The 13124-nt window shown below is 49.7% G+C and carries 7 protein-coding genes and 1 rRNA gene; 7 read left to right on the top strand and 1 reads right to left on the bottom strand.

Features of this window, described 5'->3' with window-relative positions; genetic code table 11:
- Positions 1 to 379 precede the first annotated feature (379 nt).
- From H6F88_RS29395 to glgA, 6 genes are all read left to right on the top strand, one after another.
- Positions 380 to 5080, top strand: coding sequence for a CHAT domain-containing protein (locus H6F88_RS29395; protein ID WP_190646371.1), 4701 nt, complete (start codon positions 380 to 382; stop codon positions 5078 to 5080).
- Positions 5081 to 5151: 71 nt separating this feature from the next.
- Positions 5152 to 5952, top strand: a complete 801-nt coding sequence (locus tag H6F88_RS29390) for a DUF928 domain-containing protein (protein ID WP_190646370.1) — start codon at positions 5152 to 5154, stop codon at positions 5950 to 5952.
- 88 nt (positions 5953 to 6040) lie between these two features.
- Positions 6041 to 8302, top strand: coding sequence for an adenylate/guanylate cyclase domain-containing protein (locus H6F88_RS29385; RefSeq protein ID WP_190646369.1), 2262 nt, complete (start codon positions 6041 to 6043; stop codon positions 8300 to 8302).
- Positions 8303 to 8516: 214 nt separating this feature from the next.
- Positions 8517 to 9245, top strand: coding sequence for a hypothetical protein (locus H6F88_RS29380; RefSeq protein ID WP_190646368.1), 729 nt, complete (start codon positions 8517 to 8519; stop codon positions 9243 to 9245).
- Between the two features lie 151 nt (positions 9246 to 9396).
- On the top strand, positions 9397 to 9879 hold the full coding sequence (locus H6F88_RS29375) for a 2TM domain-containing protein (protein ID WP_190646367.1): 483 nt from the start codon (positions 9397 to 9399) through the stop codon (positions 9877 to 9879).
- 217 nt (positions 9880 to 10096) lie between these two features.
- Entirely contained in the window at positions 10097 to 11575 is a 1479-nt protein-coding gene (gene glgA, locus H6F88_RS29370) for a glycogen synthase GlgA (protein WP_190646366.1), read from the top strand.
- 113 nt (positions 11576 to 11688) lie between these two features.
- On the opposite strand, the gene glyQ is transcribed toward glgA, so the two are convergent.
- Positions 11689 to 12576, bottom strand: coding sequence for a glycine--tRNA ligase subunit alpha (glyQ, locus tag H6F88_RS29365; protein WP_190646365.1), 888 nt, complete (start codon positions 12574 to 12576; stop codon positions 11689 to 11691).
- A gap of 436 nt (positions 12577 to 13012) precedes the next feature.
- On the opposite strand from glyQ, the gene H6F88_RS29360 reads away from it, so the two are divergent.
- Positions 13013 to 13124 (top strand): 16S ribosomal RNA (locus H6F88_RS29360); the annotation flags it as partial.

The raw sequence follows: 13124 nt of genomic DNA, 5'->3' as shown, positions 1-13124 counted from the left end.
TCAGACATTCTCGAGACCAGTCAATATCCTTCAAATTCTGGGAACAGGAGGATTTTGCAAGCTGTCCTTGAGTCAGAACTAGCAACTTAATGGTTAAACCTATCCGGATCACCCTTCCCAGTTTGGAATGTATGTCCAGGATGACTAATTTGTAATCAAAAAAAATTCGAAATTATCCAACTGCATCAGTCTTCAGAGGGTGCAGAGGCTGAACTTGGGTGTCTAGGGCTGGCAACTATTGAGGAGTATCCAGGATAGTGAAACAGATTTATCACTTTGAATCGGTGACTGTCTCAGCAAGCAAAACTACTAATGCTAATCTGGCTGTTGCATAGATGGCTGTTTTGCTGATTGTTACTCTTTTCGGTGCAGTTACCTTATGTCAAACCTTTTTGAGAAAGCAGGTCTGTTGCTCGTCTCTGTTTCGATCGCTGGCTTACTCGGTGAAGAACAGACGCAGGCTTATGTGCCGACGTTAGAGGCTGCGGGAGAGGCGATCGCCGGTGTGGAGAGCGATCGCACTGCTGCTGTTGGTTTACCGGCTGGTTTAGCTACCCCGACTCCGCCAGAGACGTTTGCAGTTCAGTTTGCAGGGGACGTTGATAGGGCGATCGCTTCCTCTCCAGCACCCACCTCAACAAGCCCACAGCTTGTCGCGCAAAACATTACTCCCGCAGCCGACGGTACCAACACACGGGTTACTGAACAAGGACGACGCACCAACATTAGCGGCGGAACTCTCTCTGAAGATGGAGCCAACCTGTTTCACAGCTTTGAAGAATTTGGCTTAGGTACAGGCGAGATCGCCAACTTTCTCTCAAATGACCAGATCCGCAACATCATTAGTCGTGTAGTTGGGGGTGATGCGTCTTATATTGACGGACTGCTGCGCGTTAGCGGAGGCGACTCTAATCTATTTCTACTCAACCCAGCCGGAATTTTGTTGGGTACAAATGCCCGATTAGATTTGCCGGGTTCTTTTACGGCAACGACTGCCAGCGGAATCGGGTTTGGCGATCGCTGGCTGAATGCGATCGGCAGAAACGATTACTCCTCCCTGGTCGGCAATCCGGATGCCTTTGCCTTCAGCAACAGCCAGCCTGGTTCTGTCTTCAACGCCGGAAATCTAGCGGTTTCAGAAGGGCAAAATCTCTTCCTGATCGGCGGCGCAGTTATCAATACAGGCACCCTAACTGCACCAGGCGGCAACATTACAATTGCTGCTGTTCCAGGAGAAAGCTGGGTACGAATTAGCCAGGAAGGACGGCTGCTAAGCCTTGATCTGGAAGCGATTGGGAGACGGGCACTAGGGAATGGAAATCGGGGATTAGTGCCATTTACGCCGCTGTCCTTGCCCGCTCTTTTGACTGGAGGAAATATTACCAGCGCAACGGGGGTAACGGTTGAGTCAGATGGCTCTGTGCAACTGACGGGCTCCGGGATTGCTATTTCTCCTCAACCTGGAACGGCGATCGCTTCCGGCACCCTTAACACCTCCCGCCGATCCCCAACCTCTAACCCCCAGTTCCCAACCTCCCAAATCAACATCCTGGGCGATCGCGTTGCTATCCTTAACGCCAACCTGAATGCTTCAGGCAATGGTGGCGGTGGTACCGTGCGAATTGGCGGAGATATTGGAGGACGAGATACATTGCCTGCTGCGTCTCGAACGCTGGTCGATGAAAATTCGACTTTTCGAGCAGACGCACTGGGTGGAGGTAATGGGGGCAGGGTAATCGTTTGGGCAGACGATACGACCGCATTTTATGGGGAAATCAGCGCTAGGGGGGGCGATCGCACTGGCAACGGCGGTTTTGCAGAAGTATCGGGTCGTCAATCTCTGATTTTCGATGGAACGGCCGACCTTACAGCAACCGATGGTCGCTTGGGTACCTTACTGCTTGACCCCACTGATATCTTGATCGATGACCTTGGACCAAACTCTCCTGGAGTCGATGCAACGCTGCCCGACATTTTTGATGACGAATTTGTTGGGGAACCCATCACCATTTCACGAACGGCACTGGAAGGGCTACCCGCAACTGCCAATGTTGTGCTAGAGGCCACAGAAGACATTAACATCAATGTTTTTGGCGATTTTGTATTTGCCGACGGCCCAGGCGGCTCGATTCGACTGACGGCAGACTCAGATGAGGATGGCGTTGGTAGATTTGATACGCCAAACACCATCATCGCCAGAGGGCGTGACATCACTATTTCAGGTGCTATCGTCGGGTTGACTAATATTGAAACTAACAGCTTGACGGGCGGAACCAGCGGCTCAATTAGCATTACCGCAACCGCAGGAAATATTGTTGGCGCAAACCTAACCACCTCTGGAACTACCGCAGGGGGAGCGATCGCCCTCAATGCTGCAAACAACATCCAAATTGGGGATTTGAATACCTCTTCAACCGGGAATGCAGGGGCAGTCAGCCTGGATGCAGTTAATAGACTGGAAGCAGGCAGCATCAACAGTACAGGGCAAGCAGGTAGCGGCAATCAAACCCTCACCGCTAGCGAGATCGACTTCACTGGAGCTGTCCAGGGATCGGGAGAACTGGTGCTACAGCCTACTGATCCGGCTCAGGATGTGGCGATCGCAGGTGCAGCTGACTCTGCTGCGCTGGACTTGACCGCAGCTGATCTAGATTTTTTGCAGCCAGGATTTAGCAGCATCACGATTGGCAGAACTAATGGCAGCGGCACGGTGAGCCTGAATCCGTTTACGTTTAACGATCCGGTAGCGATCGCTGGAGGTTCAACCCTGATTGGCGCTGACCAAAACACCACGTGGCAACTAATCGGAGCTAACCAGGGGACAATCAGCGGATATGCTAACGGGCTGAGCTTCAGCAATATCGAAAATCTGCAAGGCGGCAGCGGCAACGACATTTTCCAATTTCCCGATACCAGCTTTGAAGGGGCGATCGATGGCGGCGGCGGCACGAATCGGTTGGATTACTCGGCGATCGCCACTTCCCTCACCCTCGACCTAGAAGCAATTCAACCCGAAAATATCCAGGAAATCGTGGCGGGCAGCGGTACGAACACCCTGGTCGGTCAAAACCTAGCAAACACTTGGACAGTCACAGGCACCAATAGCGGCACGTTGAACGGTGCCACGTTTTCTGGATTTCAAATCTTGCGCGGCGGCACTCTCAACGACAGTTTCCGGCTTAATGGCGGTCGTGTTGACCAGATTGATGGTGCAGCAGGAAGCAATACCTTAATTGGCGACAACACAACCAACACCTGGCAGCTTACAGGCACAGATATCGGATCGGTAAACGACGCAGTTGAGTTCTCCAACATTGATAATCTGACAGGCGGCGATGCAGCCGATACTTTCGTCTTTAGTGATGGGGCAACGCTCAGCGGCATCATTGACGGTGCAGCAGGATTCGACACCCTCGACTACTCCGACTACACTACGCCCGTTACCGTCGATTTTGACCAAAATCAGGCAACCGGAACTGCTGGAGTGTTCAACACCGAAGGGGCGATTCTGCCACCAGAACCGCCAGAACCGCCAGAACCGCCAGAACCACCGGGAGAGCCACCATCCATCCCTGACGTTAACGGGTTGCCTCTGCCTCCAGATGTCAATGTCGCTGAGACAGCAGAGCCGCCTGGACTCTACCCAACAAATCCCGTTTTGACTGACATCCTGCGTCAAGACATTGCCGATGCGCTAGACAGTGGCAACCTCACCGATGCGGTTACCCTAATTGAGCGACTATACAGTCAAGAATTTCAGCAATATCTAGGTTTACAGGAAACGCCAAATCTGACGCTGTCAGAGATTCAGTCTCGTCTGGCTGAGCTTGCCGTTCAGACTGGCAGAACGCCTGCCTTGGTTTATCTATTTAGTCGTCCAGAGCAGCTTGATGTCATTCTGGTAACGGCGGCAGGCGCACCTGTTTACCGCAGCGTTGCGGCAGCCGATCGCGACTCTCTACTTCAAGTCACCACTGCGCTCAGACGAGAACTCACCGATCGCACCAAACTTCGCTCTACCAGCTATCTGCCTGCTGCCCAGCAGCTTCAGACCTGGACAACGGCTCCCATCCAGTCCAATCTGCAAGCAGCAGAAGTCGATACGCTGCTATTTTCTGTGGATGCTGGCTTGCGTTCAACGCCGCTGGCAGTGCTTCAGGATGGTCAGCAATTTTTGATTGAACAGTACAGCCTCTCGCTGATCCCCAGCTTTAGCCTGACCGATACTCGCTATTCCAACATTGCCCAGGCGCGAGTCTTGGCAATGGGAGCTTCTGAGTTTACTGACTTTCCACCGCTGCCTGCCGTACCCGTTGAGTTAGCGGCGATCGCTGGACGACCCACCCTGATTCCCAATGCGCCTGAAGATTCTAATAACAGCGACAATAACCGCGAACCCACTCAAGGCACTGTAATCTACGACAACAACATTATTACTGGAACGGTAGTGCCCTCTAGCGCATCTTCGCCTGCTCCTGTAGGTTTAGCCGTTCCCCTAAATGGACTCTGGCAGGGGCGATCGTTTCTAAATCAAGCTTTCACTTTAGATACCTTGAGCCAACAACGGCAGCAGCAGCCGTTTGACATTATTCACCTGGCAACCCATGCCGAATTCCGTCCTGGCGCACCTGGCAACTCGTTTATTCAACTCTGGGATACTCGACTGCGGCTTGATCAGTTGAGCCAATTGGGTTGGAGAAACCCAACGGTTGAGTTAGTCGTCTTAAGTGCTTGTCGTACTGCACTAGGAGATGTGGAAGCAGAACTAGGCTTTGCCGGATTCGCCGTACAGACGGGTGCAAAATCGGCAATGGCAAGCCTCTGGTCAGTTAGCGATGAAGGCACGCTGACTCTAATGCAGGAGTTTTATCGACAGTTAAGAACAACTCCTATCAAAGCAGAAGCACTTCAACAAGCACAACTTGCCATGCTGCGAGGAGAGGTTCGCATCGTTAACGGGCAAATTCAATACCCTGAAGGCGTTTTGCCACTGCCACCCGAACTGGCAGAGAGCAACAACGTCAACCTGACTCATCCCTACTTCTGGTCTGGCTTCACACTAGTCGGGAGTCCCTGGTAAACGCTTTATCTCAACCTTGTGCATCGCCAATTTATCTTTAGTCTGTTTATTCCTGATTCGGGAGCGTCACTATGAATTGGAAATGCTTTTATCACCCTTTCCTTTCTCTCTCTTTTATAGTGGGGGCGATCGCGATTTGGTCATTCCCCCTTCCAACGCTGGCTCAGACGACTTCCAACCCATCTGCTAATCGTCCTGTAGCTCAGCAGTCCCGTTCTAGAACTAGCAGAATTACCTTTCGCCCGCCCAACCGAGGCGCACCTCCCGTCACTTCTGGAGCAGCAAGTCGCGGCGATTGGGGCGACTGCACCTCTAGCAGCGATGCCCTGACTGCATTGATTCCTTCCAGCACCGTAGGACTTTCCATTTCTCAAGAGCCAGTTCTAATGGTGTACGTCCCCGAAACCTCCGCCACATCGTTAGAACTCACTTTAGAAAACGAAGACGGCACAGAAGTTCTCTACCGACAGCCCCTAGAAACTCCGAGCGCTGCTGGTATTGTGCAATTCAATCTAGCTGACTACACATCCACCCCATTAGCTCAGGGAACTCTTTATCGCTGGTACGTTTCTCTCGTTTGCGACAACGACGATCGCTCCAGAAATGCAGTCATAGCAGGCTGGGTTGAAACCGTTGCACCCAGTGCGGCTTTACTCAACAGCTTGCAGCAGGCTAATCCGCAAGATCGACCCCGGCTCTACGCCGAAGCCGGAATTTGGTATGATGCGCTACAAGCCTTGGCAGATTTACACCAGTCCCAGCCTCAAGATGCTATGTTGACCGCAGACTGGCAAGCACTATTGCAATCTGTTGGACTAGACGCAGCGATCGCCCAAGCCCCCCTAATCAACTGCTGCACCTCGATAAACTAAGCCAGGTCTAGCCCCCTAATTCCACAGCATCAAGGCAAACGCTCCTTCAAGAAGCGTCTACCTTGCCCAACTTACTACTGACCTGACTATGTGGACGAAGCTGAAGCCAATCCTCTGGCATTGGCGGGGTGTGGCGATCGCAGCCCCTTGTACTGCTGCTGCTGTGATCTTGCTTCGGCTGACTGGTCTACTACAAACATTGGAATGGGCGGCTTACGACCAGTTTTTTCGGCTGCGTCCGTCAGAACCCCATACCTCCCGCATCATCATTGTTGGCATTACAGAACCAGACCTACAGGAATATGGCTGGCCGCTTTCTGATGCTACCTTGACCCAGCTTTTAAACCAGATTAAGCAACAGCAGCCCCGAGCAATTGGGTTAGACCTTTATCGCGATGTGCCAGTCGATTCAGGATATGCCGATCTGGTCGAAGTTTTTAGGACAACGCCTAACCTGATCGGGGTTGAAAAAGTAGTCGGGACAGCCAACGCCGGAGCTGTTGCGCCTCCACCTGTGTTAGCCGAATTAGGGCAGATTAGCGCCAGTGACGTGATTCTGGATGCCGATGGCAAGATTCGACGAGGATTACTTTCCCTCTCCAACAGCAATAACGAACTCGTACTAGGATTTGCCTTCACCCTAGCCGCTCTTTATCTAGAACCAGAAGAAATTTATCCTGAACTCACCGATGAAGAATACATCCGTTTAGGACAAGCCGTATTTCCACCCCTGGAACCCAATGATGGCGGCTACGTTCGCACGGCAGCAGACGGATATCAGATTTTGGTAGATTTTCGAGGCGGCACGGGCAGTTTTGAAGTGGTGTCTGTGCAGGACGTGCTAGAAAACCGCGTTCCAGCAGATTTAATGAGCGATCGCATCGTCATGATCGGCGCAGTCGCAGAAAGCCTGCGCGACTTTTACTACACTCCCTACAACAATGAACTGCTACAGATCCTACCGCCTACGCCAGGGGTTGAAATCCATGCCAACCTGACGAACCAGTTGCTCACCTCTGCTCTAACCGGACGCACTCCCCTACAAACCTGGTCTGAGCCGCTGGAATGGCTATGGATTCTAAGCTGGTCAGTCGTGGGAGCGTTTTTAGTCTGGCAGCAACGACACCCCTCAGTTGCGGCTTCGGCGAGCGACAGAGGCATGACTTCAAACAACACAACCCTGATTCAAAGCCTCAAAATTAGTCTCAGCTTGGGATTAGCAGGCGGTGGAATATGGGGTATTAGCTACCTCTTATTTTTGGCAAATTGGTGGGTTCCTATCGTTCCTGCATTTCTAGCATTAGGTGGGGCAGCGATCGCCACTACGACCTACATCGCTCAATCTGCTGAAGTCATCCGCAATACCTTTAGCCGCTATTTAACTGAAGAGATAGTAGCAAATTTACTAGAAACTCCAGAAGGTCTAAGATTAGGCGGCGAACGCCGTAAAATCACAATTTTGATTTCTGATTTGAGAGGCTTTACTGCCATCTCTGAACAGCTTTCGCCAGAGCAAGTCGTCACACTGCTCAACCTCTATTTAGAACGAATGACTCACGTCATTAGTCAATATAACGGCAACATTAATGAGGTGATTGGCGACGGCATTGTTGTCCTGTTTGGTGCACCCACTCAAAGATCAGATGATGCAGCAAGAGCGATCGCCTGTGCAGTAGCAATGCAGTTGGCGATAACAGAGATCAACCAGCAGAACCAACAGCTCAATCTGCCAACCCTAGAAATGGGAATAGGAATCAATACTGGAGAAGCAATTGTCGGCAATATTGGCTCCCAAAGGCGGGCAAAGTACACCGCAATCGGCAGTCAGGTCAATTTAGCATCTCGGATTGAGTCTTCCAGCATAGGTGGGCAAGTGCTAATCTCTGAAGCAACTTTTACTGAAGTTGAACCCTTGCTCAGCATCTTCAGCCAAACCGAGGTTGAGGTGAAGGGATTTCATACACCCGTTAAGCTGTACGAAGTTGGCGGCATCGGGGGTGCCTATCGCCTGTCGCTTCCTGATCCCCACACTGTTCTCGTCCCCTTAGTTCCAGAAGTACCCATTCGATACGCCCTAATTGACGGCAGAAATCTAGTTGGGCAAATGGTTGCGGGCACTTTAGTCAAGTTTTCAGGAAAGCGGGCAGAGGTGCGATCGCCTCATCCAATGCCATTCTTCAGAGACATCAAGCTCAATTTGCTCAACCCGCACGAGGGTACAACTATTCCCGGCGATCTCTACGCCAAAGTCATAGGACAGTCTAACGACGTTGAACCCGGCTTCTATATTCATTTCACTAACCTTTCTCCTAGCGCCTCCACCCTTCTACAAAATCTGACAAAAGCTTAGAAATGTATCGTATATGACATTTTTACAACATTGTCATCGCCTGACAGGGTGAGTTTAACCAAAAACGTCCGGATGAAGAATCAAGGGGCAGTAGTATGGCTTATTACTACTTAACATGAACGACCGATTGGCTGATTGGAATTCTTCCAAGGCACACCATATTTCATCTGTTCCGAAGCTGTGATCCTGTGTTCTCTCTAGAAATTGCAGAAAGATGAAGGAAAGTTCCAGAGTGTTGGTGATTGCTGCCGAAGAACTGCGTTCTAGAGGCATTGGTTATGGTTCCGCTGCTGAATTAACGTTTGAAGAAAAGCAGTTTAAAAGAGTCTTGTCTCTGCGAAAACTTTTTCACAAAGTGGCAACTGACTACTGTGAAAGAGAATCTAAAGCTGGCAGATTTTGTTTGCTGGTTGAAGATGAAACTTTATTTACGGTCTGGCAAACTGAAAAGCTACTGGAGCCCATCCGTAATCAGCCAAATAAATTAAATTCTCAAGTTACAGAAACCTCCTTTCACGACCAACTCAACCAAAGTTTGGGAACGAAGAGGCTCAACCCATCCTTACCTTCAAGCCAACCTCCAGTTAGAAACCTGACTGATATTGAGCCTTGGTTTGTAGAACGTTGTCAGCAAGCTCTGTCCTACTACGTAGGAGCGATCGCCAGCGTGTACGTTCAGGAAACCCTCGATAAGTTCCCCCAAATTACCTACCATCGCTTAATTAACGAACTCGCCACTAAAATTCCTGATCCTCAACAAGCAGAAGAATTTTGGCAACAGGTACTAACGTTAATTACTGCTCCAGCCAAACAGAGAGATTCGCGCACTCAACGCGATCGCCCCCTTCCAACTCAATCTCTGCCCAAACAACTTCCTGCTCAAGAGACCAAAGCTTTGCCAAATGCCCCCTACCAACGAACCTACCGAGGGATAGCCTACTAGAGCAAATCCCGTGGCAGTGAGATTCCTTTCATTAGGGTGACGATAAACTAGGAATAGTCTGCGAGCGGTCTGCATTACCCAAATTAAGCAGCACCATCTAAGCAGACAAACTAGAGCAGCCTGACTGGTCTACCTTGAAAAGGCAACTTAGATGACAGATATCTACGAGCAAGAGGAAGCACAAGAAATCCTCAAAATTGCGTTTACTCGTCAAATTGAGCGTGGAGAAATTTCCAAACTGCAACTCCTGGAAATTGCAGCAGAACTGGGAATCTCGCTAGAGGAATTTCAATCCGCAGAGCAAGAATGGTTGACGCAACAAGGAGAAGCACGAGAGCAACGTGCCTTCGCTATGTATCGGCAAAGCAGGTTGCGTAGAAGCGTAGCCAGGTACGGCATTGTCAATACATTTTTGGTGATGCTCGATTTGCTCACCAGTAGTCCACTTAACTGGTCGCTCTACATTGCTTTGATTTGGGGACTGTTCATTGCTCTCAATGCTTGGAAGACTTACCAGACTGATGGAGAGGACTACGAAAAGGCATTTCAACGCTGGCGCTTAAAGCAGCAGGTGGGGCGATCGCTCAAAAACCTCTCTAACCGTTGGCTCAAAGGCTTATCTAACATCAGCTAGAGCTAGGAAACCCCTAAGCTAAGACAAATACGCCCTACGACATATCAACCTGCTTCATAAATTGAACCAGTTAGCAGCAATCCCTTTCGCAAGGGTGACGCTTCTGACCCGTTTGCGCTGGTTACATTGACTTTTGATAGTCAAGTTGCCTAGCCATCCAAAATAATATACTTTTGTAAAGTTAAAAAATTGGTATGTATCCAGCGGGGGATAAGAAATGTACATTGTGCAGATTGCCTCTGAGTGCGCTCCAGTTATCAAAGCTGGCGGTCTAGGAGACGTAGTCTATGGTCTTAGTCGCGAACTAGAGGCTCGGGGCAACACAGTAGAAATTATTCTGCCCAAGTACGACTGCATGAGGTACGACCATATCTGGGGGCTTCACGAGTCCTACCGTGATCTGTGGGTACCCTGGTACGATGCTGCTGTCCACTGCTCTGTATACTGCGGTTGGGTTCACGGCCGGCTCTGCTTCTTCATCGAGCCGCATGACAACGACAACTTCTTCAACCGAGGCTGCTATTACGGTTGCTCCGACGACAATATGCGGTTTGCATTCTTTAGCAAAGCCGCATTAGAGTTTCTGCTACAAAGCAACAAACGCCCTGACATACTTCACTGCCATGACTGGCAAACTGGACTTGTTCCAGTCATGCTTTTCGAGATGTACAAGCATCACGGAATGGCAAACCAGCGTGTTTGCTACACCATCCATAATTTCAAGCACCAAGGTATGGGTGGCGTTGAAACCCTTCAGGCAACAGGACTAAACCAGGAAGCCTACTACTTCCAATACGATCGCCTCCAAGACAATTTCAGTCCTTTTGCCCTCAACTTCATGAAAGGGGGCATCACTTACTCAAACTTTGTCACGACTGTTTCTCCCCACCACGCTTGGGAGGCTCGCTTTACTGATACCGGCTATGGTCTAGGTCATACCCTACACGCTTTTCAGGACAAATTTAGAGGAGTCCTCAACGGCATTGACTACAACGTCTGGAACCCAGAAGTTGATCGCTACATTCCTCACTATTTCAACCAAGAGAATTTGGAGGGCAAAGCAGAGAATAAAAAGGCGTTGCGCGATCGCCTCCTCCTGCGCCAAGAAAACAAACCCATCATCTGTTACATCGGTCGCCTAGACGACCAAAAAGGCGTTCACCTCGTACACCACGCCATTTACCATGCCTTGTACCGCGGTGCACAATTCGTGCTTCTAGGCTCTGCAACTGAAGCCAGCATCAACACCCACTTCCAGCACGAAAAACGCTTCTTAAACGACAACCCAGACGTTCACCTCGAACTGGGCTTCAACGAAGAACTATCCCATCTCATCTACGCCGGAGCAGACATGATCGTAGTCCCAAGCAACTACGAACCCTGCGGCTTAACCCAAATGATCGGACTGAAATACGGCACCGTACCCATCGTCCGAAGTGTAGGAGGGCTGGTAAACACAGTCTTTGACCGGGACTTTGATCAAGACCACCTACCCGAACAGCGTAACGGTTACGTATTCCATCAATCAGACTTTCCTGCCTTAGAATCCGCCATGGATCGGGCTATGGATTTGTGGCACCAAGAACCCAAAGAGTTTCAAAATCTGATCCAACAGGGCATGAGCTACGACTACTCATGGAACTACCCTGGCAAGGATTATATAGAAATCTACGACTACATTTGTCATAAAGAATAGCCAACATTTCCCTCTCCTCAGATGAAGGAGAAAACCAAAGTTCGTAAGGCGTGAAAGTAATACTTTCACGCCAAAAATCATCCTGATTTAACAACTCTGACCGAAATTTTAAGTTAAGCTGCTTCCGCCCTATTAGCTTTCAGCAACGGAAAATCTAGCTCCTCTCGCTGCTTCAAATAGAGATAAGCAACCTGCCGTGCCAACCCACGAATTCTGCCAATGTAGCGCGTCCGCTCAGTAACCGAAATCACACCTCTAGCATCTAGCAAGTTGAAACTGTGTGAACACTTCAACACATAGTCAAGTGCTGGCAAGACTAGCCCTTTCTCAATAAGCTGTCCAGCCTCTTGTTCATACAGTCCAAACAGAGTAAACAGCAACTCAGGATTAGATGCTTCAAAGTTGTAGGTTGAATGCTCAATTTCTCCCTGAAAATGCACATCTCCATAAGTTACCGCTTCATTCCACTGAATCTCAGTGAAAGCATTGACTTCCTGCAGATACATCGTTAGTCGCTCTAAGCCATAGGTAATCTCGATTGAAACTGGACGGCAATCAATTCCCCCACACTGTTGAAAATAGGTAAATTGAGTTACCTCCATTCCATCCAGCCAAACTTCCCAACCAACTCCCCAGGCTCCTAATGTAGGAGATTCCCAGTTATCCTCCACAAACCGAATATCGTGATCCTCTGCACGAATGCCTAAAGCTCGCAGAGAATCCAAATAGAGCTCTTGAATGTTGTCTGGCGAAGGTTTGATCAGCACTTGATATTGATAGTAATGCTGATAACGATTTGGGTTCTCCCCATATCGCCCATCTGTCGGACGACGGCAAGGTTCAACGTAAGCAACCGACCAGGGTTCAGGACCAATTGCCCGTAGGAAAGTGTGGGGACTCATTGTACCCGCCCCCTTCTCCGTATCGTAGGGCTGGACAATCAAACAGCCGCGATCGCCCCAAAACTCGCTCAGCTTAGCGATGACCGATTGAAAATTCACGAAGTTTAGCTTCCCTAGCGTCTCAAGGTTTTCTCTAACCTAATGTACCGTCGTCTAACGCCAAGTAACTCAGAAAAAATTACAGTCCCATCTCAAAATCAACGTCTTTGAACTAATTCAATCCCCTCCAAGGGGCTGGAGCCCTTGCGGTATCACCACTTCCAGCGTTTCCCGAAAAACTTTCCAGAAATGCTTGACAGTTTCTTGGATGTCTCGTTATATTGGTTAAGCGGTCGAGAGAGAGCCAAACGGAAACGGAAGGCACTGGCTTCGACCCCGAACCTTGAAAATCTAATAGTTTGAAAGTCAGAATAACACTTATACCCCGTTAAATCAATCAGTTTGCTTTAGAGTTTCGATTCTAAGGTAGACAAAATTAGAAAACCGGGACTAAGTCAAGTTCCGGGAGCCTAACAAATCTCGAATTTGTTTAATTACAATGGAGAGTTTGATCCTGGCTCAGGATGAACGCTGGCGGTATGCTTAACACATGCAAGTCGAACGGAAGTCTTCGGACTTTAGTGGCGGACGGGTGAGTAACGCGTGAG

The sequence above is a fragment of the Oculatella sp. FACHB-28 genome (genome assembly GCF_014696015.1).
GTDB lineage: Bacteria > Cyanobacteriota > Cyanobacteriia > Elainellales > Elainellaceae > JAAUTN01.
This window is presented reverse-complemented; position numbering and strand designations above follow the sequence as displayed.

Coding starts and splice junctions, on each gene's coding strand:
- H6F88_RS29395 (WP_190646371.1), top strand. CDS start 380: ATGTCAAACCTTTTTGAGAAAGCAGGTCTGTTGCTCGTCTCTGTTTCG.
- H6F88_RS29390 (WP_190646370.1), top strand. CDS start 5,152: ATGAATTGGAAATGCTTTTATCACCCTTTCCTTTCTCTCTCTTTTATA.
- H6F88_RS29385 (WP_190646369.1), top strand. CDS start 6,041: ATGTGGACGAAGCTGAAGCCAATCCTCTGGCATTGGCGGGGTGTGGCG.
- H6F88_RS29380 (WP_190646368.1), top strand. CDS start 8,517: ATGAAGGAAAGTTCCAGAGTGTTGGTGATTGCTGCCGAAGAACTGCGT.
- H6F88_RS29375 (WP_190646367.1), top strand. CDS start 9,397: ATGACAGATATCTACGAGCAAGAGGAAGCACAAGAAATCCTCAAAATT.
- glgA (WP_190646366.1), top strand. CDS start 10,097: ATGTACATTGTGCAGATTGCCTCTGAGTGCGCTCCAGTTATCAAAGCT.